Source organism: Ciceribacter sp. T2.26MG-112.2 (assembly GCF_900492205.1).
Lineage (GTDB): Bacteria > Pseudomonadota > Alphaproteobacteria > Rhizobiales > Rhizobiaceae > Allorhizobium > Allorhizobium naphthalenivorans_A.
This window is the reverse complement of sequence record NZ_UEYQ01000006.1, coordinates 72173-86473: the sequence shown is the minus strand read 5'-3', so window position 1 is coordinate 86473 and position 14301 is coordinate 72173. Positions and strand designations below refer to the sequence as shown.

Here is a 14301-nt window from a genome sequence, read left to right as displayed (position 1 = left end):
ATGGTCTATGTCAGACTATGCTTTCGTAACTATGGAACTTGTAGTCGTTTTCAGGCAGGATGCGCAATTGCAAAAGACGCCGAGAAAATGATCCTGGGGAGGACGGTTTGACCAGCAGAAGCGAAGAGGCAGGACCGGGCGGCGCAAAGGCGGCGGGCTTCGATCCCAAACTGATCGAGCCTTATGTCGTCAAGGACCCGCAAGCCTTGACGCTCAACGTGGCAAAGGCGCTGGAAAACCTCGGCAAGGCAGCCTCGACCTGGCTGGCCCCCCGCGAACGCGGGGAAGTCGTCGACCCGGTTTCCGAACCCATGGCCGAAATGGTCAAGACCATGTCGAAGGTATCGGAATACTGGATGTCCGACCCGAAGCGAACGCTGGAGGCCCAGACCCAGTTGCTCGCCGGTCTCTTCGGCATGTGGACCCAAACACTGTCGCGATTCTCGAGCGAGGGCGAGGCCCAGCCGCCGCAGCCCATCAAGGACAAACGCTTCGCCGACGAGGACTGGCAACGCAATCCGTTCTTCGACTTCCTGCGGCAGGCCTATGTCATCCTGTCGGACTGGGCGGAAAAGATGGTCACGCAGGCCGAGGGCCTCGACGAGCACACCCGGCACAAGGCCGAGTTCTACATGCGCCAGATCACCGCTGCGCTGTCGCCCACCAATTTCGTCATGACCAACCCGCAGCTCTATCGAGAGACGGTGTCGAGCCACGGCGCCAACCTGGTCAAGGGCATGCAGATGCTTGCCGAGGACATAGCAGCCGGCGGAGGCGATCTGAGGATTCGCCAGACCGACACCAGCAAATTCAAGGTCGGCGAGAACATGGCGGTGACGCCGGGCAAGGTGATCGCCCAGAGCGAGATCTGCGAGGTCATCCAGTACGAAGCCGCGACAGAAACGGTACTGAAGCGCCCATTGCTGATCTGCCCGCCGTGGATCAACAAGTTCTATATTCTCGACCTCAATCCACAGAAATCCTTCATCAAGTGGTGCGTCGAACAGGGTCACACCGTGTTCGTGATCTCCTGGGTCAATCCGGACGAGCGGCATGCGAACAAGGATTGGGAATCCTATATCCGCGAAGGCGTCGATTTCGCGCTGGACACCGTCGAAAAGGCGACCGGCGAAACGGAAGTCAATGCGATCGGCTATTGCGTCGGGGGAACGCTCCTGGCGGCGGCACTGGCGCTGCATGCCCAGGAGGGCAACAAGCGGATCGCCAGCGCCACGCTGTTCACCACCCAGGTCGATTTCACCTATGCCGGGGACCTCAAGGTCTTCGTCGACGAGGGGCAGATCGGCAGCATCGAGGACCGGATGAAGGCCTCGGGCTATCTCGACGGCTCGAAGATGGCAGCCGCCTTCAACATGCTGCGCGCGTCCGAACTCATCTGGCCCTATTTCGTCAACAACTACCTGAAGGGCCAGGATCCGATGCCCTTCGACCTTTTGTACTGGAACTCCGATTCGACCCGCATGGCGGCCGCCAACCACTCGTACTATCTGCGCAACTGCTATCTCAGCAACACGCTGAGCCAGGGCAAGATGGAGCTCGCCGGCAAGACGCTGTCGCTCAAGGACATCAAGATCCCGATCTACAATCTCGCCACCCGCGAGGATCATATCGCGCCGGCCAAGTCGGTCTTCGTCGGCTCCAAACTGTTCGGCGGCCCCGTCGAATACGTACTGTCGGGCTCGGGCCACATCGCCGGCGTCGTCAATCCGCCCGACAAGCAGAAATACCAGTATTGGACCAATGGCGCGGTCAAGGGCGCTTACGAAGACTGGGTGGCCGGGGCCAAGGAGACGCCGGGTTCCTGGTGGCCGCACTGGCAGCGCTGGATCGAGGCGATGGACGAGGAGCGGGTTCCCGCCCGCATTCCCGGCGGCGGCGCGCTCAACGCCATCGCCGATGCGCCGGGAACTTACGTGTTGGCACGGGTGTAGACGCACCGCCGGTCACCACGACGCGGCGGCCGGCAAATTCCGTCGGATCGCCCCGGAAGCGCTGGTGAACCGTCATGCGCCGATCTCCAGCCGGCCAATGCTGCCGCCGGTGAGCGTGAAGCGGTACCGCAGGGTGATTGGGCTTCCCGGAAAGGTACCCGAGACCTCGGCATACACGACGACCGTGTCGCCCTCGACGACAAAGTCGCGGACGACGGACCTGTCATTGTAGCGGGCCCGCGTCTCCTCCATCCAGCTGCGGATGGCCTGCCTGCCTTGGTAGGCGCGGTTTTCGTCGCTCACCACCGCGTCCTCGGCAAAACCGGACAGTGCGGCGGCGAAGTCGCCGGAATTCTTGCCGGCGAAATAATCTTCGACCGGTCTGGGAAAATTCTTTGGCATGATATCTCTCTCATCTTCGATTGCGTTGAGAGCCTGCGCGCTTGCTCGACAACCAAGATGGCCATAAGCTGGCGATATGACAAGAACCGACGAAAATGTAAGGTACTCACCTAAAAGTAAGGATAGGTATCCGACCCCCAGCGCCGGGGCTGCGGGCGTGGAGAACGTGCTTCGCATGCTGGAGGGGCGCTGGAAGCTGGTGATCCTGTTTCACCTGTTCGGCGGCAAGGTCCTGCGCTTCTCCGAGCTGGAACGCCAGACGCCGGGCATCTCGCAGAAAATGCTCATCCAGCAACTGCGCCAGATGGAGGCGGACGGCATAGTCCGCCGGATCGTATACCACCAGGTCCCGCCCCGGGTGGAATATTGCCTGACCGAATGGGGGCAGACCTTGTGCCCGGCGCTGGATGCGCTGCTCACCTGGGCGGAGAACAAGCCGGAGAGCACCGAACCGCTCCCGACGCCAGACGGCACGGCCAGCCCGCCCCGATGATCTTCGACCCGCCTCTCGTCCCTGCCCGCCTCGTCCGCCGCTACAAGCGCTTCCTGTTCGATGCCGTGCTCGACGACGGCCGCGAGATCACCGGCTTCTGTCCGAATACCGGGTCGATGCAGGGCCTGACGGCGCCGGACTCGCGCATCTGGCTCTCCGAGCACGACAGCCCGAACCGCAAATATGCCCATGCCTTCGAGTTGATCGAGGCGGAGGGCACCGTGGTCGGCGTGCATGCGGCGATCGCCAACCGGCTGGCGGAAGAGGCGATCCGGAGCGGTCTGGTGTCGGATCTCGCCAGCTATCCGGTCCTTGCCCGCGAACAGCGCTACGGCGCCCGATCACGGATCGACTTCCTGCTCTCGGCACCCGATCGCCCCGCCGCCTATGTCGAGGTTAAGAACGTGCATTTCATCCGCCGGCCAGGTCTCGCGGAATTTCCGGATACGGTGACGATGCGCGGCGCGCGACACCTGGAGGAACTGATCGAGATCGTCCGGGGTGGGCAAAGGGCCGTGATGCTCTACCTGGTGCAACGCGAGGATTGCGACGCCTTGCGCATCTGCGCCGACCTCGACCCGGTCTATGCGCGCAATTTTGCCCGCGCGATCGCGGTCGGCGTCGAGGCCTATGCGGTGAAATGCAGGGTCACGCCGTCGGAAATCGTGCCGCTCGAGCCGATCGCCATGGACGAACCCGGTCCTGCTGCATTATGAACGACAAACACAGCCTTTTCCACGATCGAAAGCGGATGAATGGTAACCTATATCGAAGCGGCGACCGCCCCGCTCAAGAACACCGGCGCGATCAGGCTCTATGGGCCTGAAGATTTTGCAGGCATGCGCAAGGCCTGCCAACTGACGGCCCGCTGCCTCGATGAACTCGTGCCGATGGTCAAGCCCGGCGTCACGACCGACGCCATCGACCGCTTCGTCTTCGAATTCGGCATGGACAACGGCGCCCTGCCGGCGACGCTGAACTATCGCGGCTATACCAAGTCGGTCTGCACCTCGATCAATCACGTCGTCTGCCACGGCATTCCCAACGACAAGCCGCTGCGCGAGGGAGACATCGTCAATATCGACGTGACCTATGTGCTCGACGGCTGGCACGGCGATTCGAGCCGCATGTATCCGGTGGGCGAGATCAAGCGCGCCGCCGAACGGCTGCTGGAAGTGACCTATGAATGCCTGATGCGCGGCATCGCCGCCGTGCGCCCCGGCGCCCGGACCGGCGCGATCGGCGAGGCGATCCAGACCTATGCCGAAGCCGAGCGCTGCTCCGTGGTGCGTGATTTCTGCGGCCATGGCGTCGGCCGGCTGTTCCACGACAGCCCGAACATCCTGCATTACGGCCGCGCCAACGAGGGGCCGGAACTGAAGGAAGGCATGATCTTCACCATCGAGCCGATGATCAATCTCGGCCGGCCGCATGTGAAGGTGCTCTCCGACGGCTGGACGGCGGTGACCCGCGACCGGTCGCTGACTGCGCAGTACGAGCATGCCGTCGGCGTCACCGCGACGGGTTGCGAGATTTTTACCCTGTCGCCGGGCGGCTTCGACCGGCCGGGTCTTCCGCCGCTCAAGGGCTGAACATGGCAAAGCCCCCTCCTCCCGCCCCCCTCGACAGCGAAGACGAACCCGCCTTCGACCTGCAAGGGGCGGACGGAGGGGCCGGAGGTGAAGCGGGTGACGAACGCGGCTTCTTCGCCGAGCAGGCAACGAAATCCGGCGGATTGAAAAAACGCTCCGCCGTCAGCGAAACGGTCGAGACGGCGGATGCGCATTATCACGGCCATCGCGACCGTCTGAGAGAGCGCTACCGCGAGAGCGGTGATACCGCGCTCGCCGACTACGAAATCCTTGAACTCCTTTTGTTTCGCCTCATCCCGCGGCGCGACACCAAGCCGATCGCCAAGGCGCTGATCGCCCGCTTCGGATCGCTGGCCGGCGTCTTCGGCGCCCAGCCGGCGCTGCTGCAGGAGGTCAAGGGCGTCGGCGAAAACGTCGCGCTGGAACTCAAGCTGATCGCCAGCGTCGCCCAGCGCATGCTGAAAAGCGAAATCCGTGGCCGCCAGGTGCTGTCCTCCTGGTCCTCGGTCATCGACTATTGCCACACGGCGATGGCCTATGAATCGACCGAGCAGTTCCGCATCCTGTTCCTCGACAAGCGCAATGCGCTGATCGCCGATGAGGTGCAGGGCCGCGGCACGGTCGACCATACGCCGGTCTATCCGCGCGAGGTGGTCAAGCGGGCGCTGGAACTCTCGGCCACCGCCATCATCCTCGTCCACAACCATCCCTCCGGCGACCCCACCCCGTCGCGCGCCGACATCGACATGACGAAGATGATCGTCGACACGGCCAAGCCGCTCGGCATCACCGTCCACGACCACATCATCATCGGCCGCGACGGCCATGCGAGCCTGAGGGGGCTGAGGCTGATCTGAGGGGGATCATCGGTTTCGACAGGGCGGAGGATGATTGCGCCAACAGAGCCGTCGTGGAGTTTCAGCGCGCAACGATCCCATCCATGAATACCCCAACCAAATGAGCGATGTGCGCGTGCGATGAACTGTCCTGCTCGGTAGCGAGCGATATTGCGGTCGCTACGCAGACGATGTCGTTGAAGCTGATATCAGGTCGAATAGCCCCCGCCTCCTGTGCGGCATGCAGAAGTCGGGCACCTTCCTCACTGGTAGCGAGACATCCGGGAGTTCCAATCTGTAGAACCGTCCCGAGAGACGCGGCAAAACCTCGATACACATTCGAATACCGGACGAGTTCTTCAAGGTAGGCGCGCAAGGCGTCCGCGGGTTCGAGACCAACTGCTCTGACACGGCTCGTCTCAGCAAAAGCGGAGAAGCGGGCGCTGTACGTCGCGGCGAGCAGATCCTCACGACTGGGGAAACGGCGATAAAGCGTCCCGATCCCAACTCCGGCGCGCTTTGCGACCTCGTCCAATGAAACGCCCGCGCCCCGCTCCATAAAGACTTCCTCGGCTGCAGCAAGGATTCGCTCCTTGTTCAGCTGCGCATCGGCGCGCAACGGGGTTTCGTCAACCAAAAAAATCCTCCTCATCCTGACTTGCAAGTGGAGGATATCTCCATATAGTAAGTGGAGCAATCCTCCACTTACTATGAAAGCGAGCGAATGGCATGACGAGGCGATTTGAAGACAAGGTCGTGGTGATCACGGGCGGAACGGACGGCATAGGCTTGACCACGGCCAAGCTATTCGCAGCAGAAGGTGCCCATGTGTATGTCACGGGACGCCGAAAAAAACGCCTGGACGAGGCGCTGGAGGAAATCGGCAACGGCGCTGTCGGCGTTCAAGGCGATGTCAGCGATCTGGCAAGTCTCGACAGGCTCTATGCGGAAGTAGAGCGTGATCAAGGTCGCGTGGATGTGGTCTTCGCAAATGCCGGCGTGTCGGAGTCCGCCCCGATCGGCGCCATTGAAGAGGATCATTTCGATCGCGTCTTCGGCATCAACGTGAAGGGCACGGTCTTCTCCGTGCAAAAGGCTCTGCCCCTGATGTCTGCCGGTGGTGCTATCGTGTTGACCGGATCCGGGGCGGGAGCCAAGGGCTTTGCCAACCTCTCCATCTACAGCGCTACAAAGGCCGCAATCCGCTCGTTCGCACGAACATGGACGACCGATCTCAAAAGCCAGGGCATTCGCGTGAACGTCGTATCACCCGGCATGGTCCTGACACCGGCGATGCAGACCTATCTTCAGAACAATGCCGGCGCCGAGGAATGGATGCAGCAAACCATTCCGTTCGGCAGGCTCGCCCGGACCGAAGAGATTGCCAAGGCGGTGTTGTTTCTCGCATCGGAGGAAAGCAGCTTCGTTGGCGGCGAGGAGCTATTCGTCGATGGCGGCTTCGTGGCAGTCTGAAAACTCGTATCCGTCCTGAGCCGCCGCGAAAGTTTCGAGCGGTTTCGCCGCAAGACGCCTCGCCAAAGTCGGAGTTTCGCGGCGGAACTTTCACGGCGCCCGTTGACCGCTTCGGACCGTAAGCAACCTTGACCGCTCCCACTCCCCCCAAACGCAAAAAGGCCGCCCCACCGGGCGGCCTTTCCACATGTCCGTTCAACAATCCGAAGCTTACTCGGCGTCGCCCTCAGAAGCCTTCTTCTTCGGAGCAGCCTTCTTCTTCGGAGCGGCTTCTTCGCCGTCAGTGGCGTCGTCAGCCTTGGCGGCGGCCTTCTTCTTCGGGGCAGCCTTCTTGGCCGGCTTGTCGCCTTCTTCGGCTTCGTCGTCGGCCAGCAGCTCTTCCTTGGAGACCTTCTTGTCGGTCACGTCGATTTCGGCCAGCAGCTTGTCGATGACCTTTTCTTCGAAGATCGGAGCGCGCAGCGAAGCGGAAGCGCCGGGCGTGTTGCGGAAAAAGTCGAGGATCTGCTTTTCCTGGCCCGGGAACTGCTGCAGCTGGGCGTAGAGCGCGCGCTGCATTTCGTCCTCGGTGACTTCGACGCCACCCTTTTCACCGATTTCCGAGAGAACGAGGCCGAGGCGGACGCGGCGCTCGGCGAGCGTGCGGTATTCCGTGCGGGCTTCTTCTTCGGTCGTGTCTTCGTCGGCAAAGGTCTTGCCCGACTGGGCGAGATCGGTGTTGATCTGGCGCCAGATGTTCTCGAACTCGGCGTCGACGAGCTTGGAGGGCGTGTCGAACTTGTAGAGTTCGTCCAGTTGGTCGAGGATCTGACGCTTGACCTTCTGGCGGGTGACGTTGCCGTACTGGCTCTCGATCTGGCCGCGGACGATTTCCTTCAGCTTGTCGAGCGATTCGATGCCGAGCTTGGAGGCGAGTTCGTCGTTGAGTTCGATCGCGGCAGGGGCTGCCACTTCCTTGACGGTGATGTCGAAGGTGGCTTCCTTGCCGGCGAGGTTGGCGGCCGGATAGTCGGCCGGGAAGGTCACGGTGATGACCTTTTCATCGCCAGCCTTCAGGCCGACGAGCTGGTCTTCGAAACCGGGGATGAAGCGGTTCGAACCGATGACCAGTTCGGCATCTTCGTCCTTGCCGCCGTCAAACGGGACACCGTCGACCTTGCCGAGATAATCCATGGTGACGCGGTCGCCTTCGGCGGCCTTGCCCTTCTTGGCTTCGAAGGTGCGGGCATTCTCGGCGATCTTCTCGATCTGCTCGACGACTTCCGCATCCGAAACCTCGACCACTTCGCGGGTGACCTTGATGCCGTCGACCGACTTCAGCTCGATCGGCGGGATGATTTCGTAGGACAGCGTGAATTCGAGGTCGGCCTGGGCAGACAGGATCTTGTCGGCTTCGGCCTCGTCCTCGGTCATGGCGATTTCCGGCTGGGTCGCGGACTTCTCGCCGCGCTCCGACAGGATCGCCGACGGCTTGTCGCGGATGATCTCGTTAACCAGTTCTGCCATGATCGACTTGCCGTACATCTTCTTCAGGTGACCGACCGGAACCTTGCCCGGACGGAAGCCGTTGATGCGGACCTTGTCCTTGGTCTCGGCCAGGCGCTCGTTCATGCGAGCTTCCATGTCCTTGGCCGGGATGACGACCTTGATTTCGCGCTTCAGCCCTTCAGCGAGCGTTTCGATAACCTGCATGTTCTTACCTTCATGTCGTGGCGGCCGTGCTCGGACAGCCGGTTGTTTCCCTGAGCACGACGCCGGAATCTTCTGTTCCCGGACGTGGCTGCGGCGCAGTCTTCAAGCATTCCTGCCAGGCAAATCGGTGAAAGGAGTGGCGGGATCGTCCCCGGTCCGCCTCGCACCGCCCCGCTCGGCAAATCTGGTGCGGGTAGAGAGACTTGAACTCCCACGCCTTGCGGCACCAGAACCTAAATCTGGCGTGTCTACCAATTTCACCATACCCGCGTCCAAAGAAAATGCATGCAGCCGTTGCGCATGCCCCTCCGGAGCGCGCGTCTCTATATCACCCGTTTTTGCCCGCGCAAAGGAAAAATGACGGTTCTGGCGGCGGCTTCCCGAGGAAAGACGGCAGGAACGGAGCCCGCGGCGCAGGGCCATCGGAACGGCTTACCCCGAGGATCCCGACCGTGTGGTCATCGCGGCCAGGGGCACGTTTCCCGCGGCATCACGGAAGGTATATCCAAAATTGCTGCTTTACATTCCCGGTGAGATGCGCTTTTCGTCATTAAAACGTCACAATCACCCATCGCGAAGCTCGGCAATGTCATCTCCCCTGACCTGCATCGTCTATTCCAGCATAGCGCTCAATACATGGACGAAACGCTGTCGCATCGATGGGCGGCTCTACGACGTCCATCTCGGAAAATGGATGTTCTATAATCCCGCACTACAGGAGAAATACTTTCATGTGCGGGCGGGCAAGATCGATTCGACAGCCCGCAGCCGGCCAAGCGTTCGCCAACTCACGGAAATGGCGGAGGATCAACTAAGTGGGCGCTACCCCATATCCGTGTGGAAGGAGGCGCTGGCGACCCCGATCTCCCGCCGCCTCGCCGAAATCTGGATTGCCGCCAAGCGGCTTCACCGCAACGGTCTCGGCCCCGAGCCCGGATCGCTGGTCGTCGCCTCCCAATACAAGCGTAATTTCCGCAGCTATGGGCCAACGGCCGGCCTGAAGATCGGCGATGCGCGGCTTCTTGCGCCGCGCGACCCGGTGACGCAGGAGGAGATGATCGCCGCCGGCGTCCAGCCGGACCGCTATCTGAGCTGCGTGCGGCAGACCATCAATGGATATGTCTCCGATCTATGTTCGGTGGTCGGCGTCGTGCCGATCGACGCGGAGGACGAGGTTCGCGAACTGGCCGAGCATATCGATGGCCTGCTGAACGGCAGCGCAGCGAACTGAGCCGTCATCAGAGTGGACGATTGCGCATCAAGGCCGACCAGCGCGGCCAAAGTTCACTCGCCACCGGAACGAGCACCCCGCGCTAGAGCATTTCCCGCGAAAACGGGGCGCTTTCGATGTTCTATCTCTTTGTTTTGACGCAAATCCGGACGCAAAACCTCTTCGCACTTTTGCTGGAATTGCTCTAGTAAAGCGGCTCATCGTAGAGCGCCACGCCGCCCATGCGCAATTCGCGAATCTGGCTCTGCCCGCCCTTGCCGACGCGTGCGACGACCGCCACTTCCCCAGCATTGCGCGCCGTTTCGATATCGTAGCCCTCGCCTTCCGGCACATAGAAGCGCTCGATGCCGTAGTCGACCCTGAGGCTTGCATCGGCGCTGGCCGCAAGTTCACCCGCGCCGTAATAGCGGAAGCGCTGCGTCTGGAGGATGACGCTGCCTTCCTGCGGTGCAAGCGCGCCGAAGGCGGCCTCGGCGACGGTCCAATAGCCGTCGCTTCCCGGCCGCAGCCGCACCTGCATCGTCTGCCAGCCGGCATCGAGCGGACGTTCGCCCGTGATCACGGCGACCGGGATGGTCGATATGTCATAGGCAAGAACGACATAGTCGCCGCGCAGCAGATCGCGCGGATCGACCGGCGCGGTCTTGAGCAGGATCTCGTCTCCCGATCGCAGAACCCCAGCACGGCTTTCGATCATCGCACCGAGAATGGCGGTCTGCAGCACGCAGAGGCCAAAGGCAATCGCCAGATAGCGCAGTCTTGATCGTCTCGACCCTTGCTCGCTCATGCCCGATCCTCCGAAATCCGTGTGGCAAACAGCCTTTCCAGCCGCACCACGACCATTGCCAGAACCGCGACAACCAGGCCCGCCAGCAGGAAGAAGGCCGAGGTGCCGAGCATGGAATCGATGGTGACGAAGGAAAGGTAGAGCACCTCGCCGGCGAAAACCGCATAGGCGAGATAGCGCACAGCGCCGTTGTCGCGCCCGTCGAGCGCAAGCGCCAGGAGGGTGACGGCGATGGTGACGATCCCCAGCAGGGCCAGACCGGCGCCATCGGTCCATTCAAGGTGCAGCAGCCCGAGCCCGAGCAGGGCCAGCACCAGTGAATAGAAGGCCGGGCCCGCGCCCAGGCCGCCAAGGATCCGAGAAACCGGCGACATAGGCAACGTTACGGCGACGAAAGCTGCAAGTCCGACCGCGGCGAAGGCAACCGCCGTTCCCACCTCCGGCCAGAGCGAATAGAGCCAGCCGCACCAGCCGAGCAATAGGAGATAGATGAAATGCCGGGCCCGCTCGGCCCCGGTCCAGGCGCTCAACAGCCCGATGACGAGGCTCGAGAGCACCGGCCACCAGCCATAGAGCCCATGCCATTCGCCCTCGAACAGATCGAGAAAGGCGCCGAAGGCGGAAAAGGACAGAAGCCCGGCCATGACCGTCAGCGCGGCCGATCGGAACGCCGCTGCCGAGAGCACGGTCATGGCGAACCACAGCAGCATGGCGTCGAACGCGTCACCCGACAGGTGGTAGAGCTGGCCGATCAGCGAAATCGCCCCGCCGAAGCAGGCCGCACCCAAGACCAGCAAGGCGCCGCCAAGGCGATCCGCACCGCGGGCGAAGCAAATGGCCGCAAGGCCATAAAAGATCCAGATCAGCGCAACGATCCCGCCGATCTTCACCAGCCGCGGGATCTCCTGCCAGTTGGCGGCGATCAGCAACAGAATGGAAGCGGCGATCAGCACGGCGGCCAGGATCATCAGAACGCCGCCAATGCTGAAGGACGAACGGCGAGAATCAAAGTCGCGCAACAAGGCGTCGGCCACATCCTGGCCGATCAGCCGCTTCTCCACCCAAAGCGCCAAATCCCGCTTCAATCGTCCGCGATACATGCAACCCTCCGCCCCACGGGGCCGCTCGGCGAAGCCCAATGCGCCCTTCCGGTTCTGGCTGCCATTCTTGAGCCGAGCGCCGGCAAAATACAATCCGGGCCGCCGACCAAGTTGGGACCAACGGCCTGGGCCCCACCATGCACTTTGCGCATGGCTTCCATGATGATATTGCACTGCACAAGATCGATTTTTCCGCTATTGTCAATTTCAACAGAGCGCGGACGAAATGACTTCGACCCGCTCAAGCGGTGGACATCCCACCGATACGACCTTCGACCCTGCGCACTCCTCCTCCCAGCGCAGCGTCGATTTGACTGACGACACTCCTCCTCCCAGTCGTCAGTCTGTCAAAATGACGCTCACCGGATCCTCCTCCCCCGGTGAGCGTTATTTTTTGTCTTCACTCCACCGCAGCCGCCAACCCACATGATCCTGCGGGCGATTTCCGAGCCGGCCGGCGCTCGAGCGCCTGGCGAATTCTTGATCAACGCCACCGCCCCTCGATCCATGGCCTATGCAACTGCCGCATAGGAGTCATACGACTCCGTCACTTCAAGTCTTTCGCACCGCAGCATATATAACATTCATCAGATTCAGGCCGGCACCCCGATGGGAAGCCGCGAAACAAGAGGCAAGACCATGAACATCGCACGCTCGCTCAACAACTGGCGCAAGTACCGTCAGACCGTCACCGAACTCGGACGCATGTCGGACCGGGAACTGCGCGACCTCGGCATTGGTCGCGAAGATATTCGCCGGGTTGCACGGCACGCCGTCGCTGGCTGATCGCCATCCCAGATGATGACAAAAGGCTCCTTCGGGGGCCTTTTTTGTTGCCTGTCCGGACGGACGATTGCCTACTTCCTCGTCTCTGCCACATAATTCGCCATTCCATGCACAATTGCATAGCAGTCGCTCATAATTTGCACTGCACAATATTGTTTTACGGGCGTATAAAACGCTCAATCGCTGAGGTGGAGGAAACCACGAGATCAGCGCAAGAGATTCACCCGAGGAAACGACCATGAACCCGATCCGCATTGCCAAGAACTGGATGAGCTACCGCCGCACGATGAACGAACTGGGCAACCTGTCCAACCAGGCCCTGTCCGACATCGGCATCACCCGCTACGAAATTCGCAACATCGCCGCTCGCTCCTTTCGCTAATCGCGAAGGTTGAGCTTTCTGGCGGCGGGAACGGCACCTTCGGGTGCCGTTCTTGATTCCGGGCTGCCCCGCGGTCTTCCCTCTGCCTGCTTGCAGCAGGCCGGAAAGGATTGGCCCTTCGCCCACCCCGTGATAAGCAGCACGCCATGATGAAAAGCACTCTTCTCCCCATTCATGTCGTCGGCGGCGGGCTTGCCGGATCGGAAGCCGCCTGGCAGGCGGCCGAGGCCGGCGTTCCGGTCATTCTCCACGAAATGCGCGGCGTGCGTGGCACCGACGCGCACAAGACAGACAGTCTTGCCGAACTGGTCTGCTCCAATTCCTTCCGCTCGGACGACGCGACCGCCAATGCCGTCGGCGTCATTCACGCCGAGATGCGGCTTGCCGGATCACTCATCATGGCCTGCGCCGATAAACACCAGGTGCCGGCCGGCGGCGCACTGGCCGTCGACAGAGACGGCTTTGCCGAGGCGGTGAGCCAATCGGTCGAGGCTCATCCTCTGATTACCGTCGTGCGTGAAGAGATCACCGGCCTGCCGCCGAAAGACTGGGGCTCGACAATCATCGCCACCGGCCCGCTGACGTCGCCCGATCTCGCCGAGGCGATTCGCGCGGAAACGGGCGAGGACGCCCTCGCCTTCTTCGACGCGATCGCGCCGATCGTCTATCGCGACTCGATCGACATGGACATTTGCTGGTACCAGTCACGCTATGACAAGGTCGGGCCCGGCGGCACAGGCAAGGACTACATCAACTGCCCCCTCGACGAAGCGCAATACAATGCCTTCATCGATGAGCTGATTGCCGGCGACGCGGTCGGCTTCAAGGAGTGGGAAGGCACGCCCTATTTCGATGGCTGCCTGCCGATCGAGGTCATGGCCGAGCGCGGCCGCGAAACCTTGCGCCACGGCCCGATGAAGCCTATGGGCCTCACCAACGCCCACGATCCGACCGTCAAGCCCTATGCGGTAGTGCAATTGCGCCAGGACAACGCACTCGGCACGCTCTACAATATGGTCGGCTTCCAGACCAAGCTGCGCTACGGCGCGCAGGCGGAAATCTTCCGCATGATCCCGGGCCTCGAAAATGCCGAGTTCGCCCGCCTCGGTGGCCTGCACCGCAATACCTATATAAATTCCCCTGTCCTGCTGGATCCGACGCTGGCGCTGAAAAGCCGGCCGGAACTTCGCTTTGCCGGCCAGATCACCGGCTGTGAAGGCTATGTCGAGAGCGCCTCGATCGGACTCCTCGCCGGTCGCTTCGCCGCCGCCGAGCGCAAGGGTGAAATGCCCGTCCCGCCGCCGCAGACGACCGCCATGGGCTCGTTGCTCAACCATATTACCGGGGGCCATCTCGTCAGCGACGAGGAGCCCGGCAAGCGCTCCTTCCAGCCGATGAACATCAATTTCGGGCTGTTTCCGGACCTCGCTCCGGGGTCGATCGTCAAGCCGGAGGGCATCAAGCGCTTTCGCGGCAAGGACAAGACGATCATGAAACGGCAGTTGATGGCCGCCCGGGCGCTCGACGACTGCAAGGCCTGGCTGGCCCGCGAACACGCCTGAGACGATGACGGAA

The 14301-nt window shown here is 62.0% G+C and carries 15 protein-coding genes and 1 tRNA gene; 10 read left to right on the top strand and 6 right to left on the bottom strand.

The window, feature by feature from the left end; translation table 11 throughout:
- Nucleotides 1-59: 59 nt before the first annotated feature.
- The gene (locus DYZ14_RS11750; protein WP_154720856.1) at nt 60-1952 is read left to right on the top strand and encodes a PHA/PHB synthase family protein; all 1893 of its coding nucleotides are present in this window, start codon (nt 60-62) and stop codon (nt 1950-1952) included.
- Between the two features lie 72 nt (nt 1953-2024).
- Here DYZ14_RS11750 and DYZ14_RS11745 read toward each other — a convergent pair whose 3' ends face one another.
- The gene (locus DYZ14_RS11745; RefSeq protein WP_195949931.1) at nt 2025-2354 is read right to left on the bottom strand and encodes a nuclear transport factor 2 family protein; all 330 of its coding nucleotides are present in this window, start codon (nt 2352-2354) and stop codon (nt 2025-2027) included.
- A 76-nt stretch (nt 2355-2430) separates the two neighbouring features.
- Here DYZ14_RS11745 and DYZ14_RS11740 point away from each other — a divergent pair, with 76 nt between their 5' ends.
- Genes DYZ14_RS11740 through radC form a run of 4 tightly spaced genes read left to right on the top strand, consistent with a single transcriptional unit; the run spans nt 2431 to nt 5296 of the window.
- Nucleotides 2431-2847: a winged helix-turn-helix transcriptional regulator gene (locus tag DYZ14_RS11740; protein ID WP_154720854.1), complete on the top strand. Its 417-nt coding sequence runs from the start codon at nt 2431-2433 to the stop codon at nt 2845-2847.
- Nucleotides 2844-3563 (top strand): DNA/RNA nuclease SfsA, encoded by a 720-nt coding sequence (gene sfsA, locus DYZ14_RS11735; RefSeq protein WP_154720853.1) that lies wholly within the window; start codon nt 2844-2846, stop codon nt 3561-3563. The genes DYZ14_RS11740 and sfsA overlap by 4 nt, the downstream gene beginning before the upstream one ends.
- A gap of 39 nt (nt 3564-3602) precedes the next feature.
- On the top strand, nt 3603-4439 hold the full coding sequence (map, locus tag DYZ14_RS11730; protein ID WP_154720852.1) for a type I methionyl aminopeptidase: 837 nt from the start codon (nt 3603-3605) through the stop codon (nt 4437-4439).
- Between the two features lie 2 nt (nt 4440-4441).
- On the top strand, nt 4442-5296 hold the full coding sequence (gene radC / locus DYZ14_RS11725; protein WP_154720851.1) for a RadC family protein: 855 nt from the start codon (nt 4442-4444) through the stop codon (nt 5294-5296).
- 61 nt (nt 5297-5357) lie between these two features.
- Here radC and DYZ14_RS11720 read toward each other — a convergent pair whose 3' ends face one another.
- Nucleotides 5358-5912 carry a TetR/AcrR family transcriptional regulator gene (locus DYZ14_RS11720; RefSeq protein WP_154720850.1) on the bottom strand — a complete coding sequence of 185 codons (555 nt, stop codon included), beginning with the start codon at nt 5910-5912 and terminating at the stop codon, nt 5358-5360.
- Between the two features lie 92 nt (nt 5913-6004).
- Between DYZ14_RS11720 and DYZ14_RS11715 the strand changes: the two genes are divergently transcribed.
- Nucleotides 6005-6748 carry an SDR family NAD(P)-dependent oxidoreductase gene (locus DYZ14_RS11715; protein ID WP_154720849.1) on the top strand — a complete coding sequence of 248 codons (744 nt, stop codon included), beginning with the start codon at nt 6005-6007 and terminating at the stop codon, nt 6746-6748.
- A gap of 210 nt (nt 6749-6958) precedes the next feature.
- Here the strand turns inward: DYZ14_RS11715 and tig are convergent, their stop codons facing one another.
- The gene (gene tig, locus DYZ14_RS11710; RefSeq protein WP_154720848.1) at nt 6959-8440 is read right to left on the bottom strand and encodes a trigger factor; all 1482 of its coding nucleotides are present in this window, start codon (nt 8438-8440) and stop codon (nt 6959-6961) included.
- 185 nt (nt 8441-8625) lie between these two features.
- A tRNA-Leu gene (locus tag DYZ14_RS11705) sits at nt 8626-8710 on the bottom strand.
- Between the two features lie 316 nt (nt 8711-9026).
- On the opposite strand from DYZ14_RS11705, the gene DYZ14_RS11700 reads away from it, so the two are divergent.
- On the top strand, nt 9027-9671 hold the full coding sequence (locus DYZ14_RS11700) for a hypothetical protein (RefSeq protein WP_154720847.1): 645 nt from the start codon (nt 9027-9029) through the stop codon (nt 9669-9671).
- 184 nt (nt 9672-9855) lie between these two features.
- Here the strand turns inward: DYZ14_RS11700 and DYZ14_RS11695 are convergent, their stop codons facing one another.
- Both DYZ14_RS11695 and DYZ14_RS11690 read right to left on the bottom strand, forming a co-directional pair.
- Complete coding sequence (locus DYZ14_RS11695) at nt 9856-10458, bottom strand: GDYXXLXY domain-containing protein (protein ID WP_154720846.1); 603 nt, start codon at nt 10456-10458, stop codon at nt 9856-9858.
- Nucleotides 10455-11558 carry a DUF2157 domain-containing protein gene (locus DYZ14_RS11690; RefSeq protein WP_154720845.1) on the bottom strand — a complete coding sequence of 368 codons (1104 nt, stop codon included), beginning with the start codon at nt 11556-11558 and terminating at the stop codon, nt 10455-10457. The genes DYZ14_RS11695 and DYZ14_RS11690 overlap by 4 nt, the downstream gene beginning before the upstream one ends.
- Before the next feature lie 639 nt (nt 11559-12197).
- Here DYZ14_RS11690 and DYZ14_RS11685 point away from each other — a divergent pair.
- From DYZ14_RS11685 to trmFO, 3 genes are all read left to right on the top strand, one after another.
- On the top strand, nt 12198-12344 hold the full coding sequence (locus DYZ14_RS11685) for a DUF1127 domain-containing protein (protein WP_115670237.1): 147 nt from the start codon (nt 12198-12200) through the stop codon (nt 12342-12344).
- Nucleotides 12345-12582: 238 nt separating this feature from the next.
- Entirely contained in the window at nt 12583-12726 is a 144-nt protein-coding gene (locus DYZ14_RS11680) for a DUF1127 domain-containing protein (RefSeq protein ID WP_115670166.1), read from the top strand.
- A 146-nt stretch (nt 12727-12872) separates the two neighbouring features.
- Nucleotides 12873-14288 (top strand): methylenetetrahydrofolate--tRNA-(uracil(54)-C(5))-methyltransferase (FADH(2)-oxidizing) TrmFO, encoded by a 1416-nt coding sequence (gene trmFO, locus DYZ14_RS11675; RefSeq protein ID WP_154720844.1) that lies wholly within the window; start codon nt 12873-12875, stop codon nt 14286-14288.
- The last annotated feature ends 13 nt before the right edge of the window (nt 14289-14301 follow it).

Excerpts from the sequence above, each read along its gene's own strand:
- DYZ14_RS11750 (WP_154720856.1), top strand. The coding sequence starts at position 60 with ATGCGCAATTGCAAAAGACGCCGAGAAAATGATCCTGGGGAGGACGGT.
- DYZ14_RS11745 (WP_195949931.1), bottom strand. The coding sequence starts at position 2,354 with ATGCCAAAGAATTTTCCCAGACCGGTCGAAGATTATTTCGCCGGCAAG.
- DYZ14_RS11740 (WP_154720854.1), top strand. The coding sequence starts at position 2,431 with ATGACAAGAACCGACGAAAATGTAAGGTACTCACCTAAAAGTAAGGAT.
- sfsA (WP_154720853.1), top strand. The coding sequence starts at position 2,844 with ATGATCTTCGACCCGCCTCTCGTCCCTGCCCGCCTCGTCCGCCGCTAC.
- map (WP_154720852.1), top strand. The coding sequence starts at position 3,603 with ATGGTAACCTATATCGAAGCGGCGACCGCCCCGCTCAAGAACACCGGC.
- radC (WP_154720851.1), top strand. The coding sequence starts at position 4,442 with ATGGCAAAGCCCCCTCCTCCCGCCCCCCTCGACAGCGAAGACGAACCC.
- DYZ14_RS11715 (WP_154720849.1), top strand. The coding sequence starts at position 6,005 with ATGACGAGGCGATTTGAAGACAAGGTCGTGGTGATCACGGGCGGAACG.
- tig (WP_154720848.1), bottom strand. The coding sequence starts at position 8,440 with ATGCAGGTTATCGAAACGCTCGCTGAAGGGCTGAAGCGCGAAATCAAG.
- DYZ14_RS11700 (WP_154720847.1), top strand. The coding sequence starts at position 9,027 with ATGTCATCTCCCCTGACCTGCATCGTCTATTCCAGCATAGCGCTCAAT.
- DYZ14_RS11695 (WP_154720846.1), bottom strand. The coding sequence starts at position 10,458 with ATGAGCGAGCAAGGGTCGAGACGATCAAGACTGCGCTATCTGGCGATT.
- DYZ14_RS11690 (WP_154720845.1), bottom strand. The coding sequence starts at position 11,558 with ATGTATCGCGGACGATTGAAGCGGGATTTGGCGCTTTGGGTGGAGAAG.
- DYZ14_RS11685 (WP_115670237.1), top strand. The coding sequence starts at position 12,198 with ATGAACATCGCACGCTCGCTCAACAACTGGCGCAAGTACCGTCAGACC.
- DYZ14_RS11680 (WP_115670166.1), top strand. The coding sequence starts at position 12,583 with ATGAACCCGATCCGCATTGCCAAGAACTGGATGAGCTACCGCCGCACG.
- trmFO (WP_154720844.1), top strand. The coding sequence starts at position 12,873 with ATGATGAAAAGCACTCTTCTCCCCATTCATGTCGTCGGCGGCGGGCTT.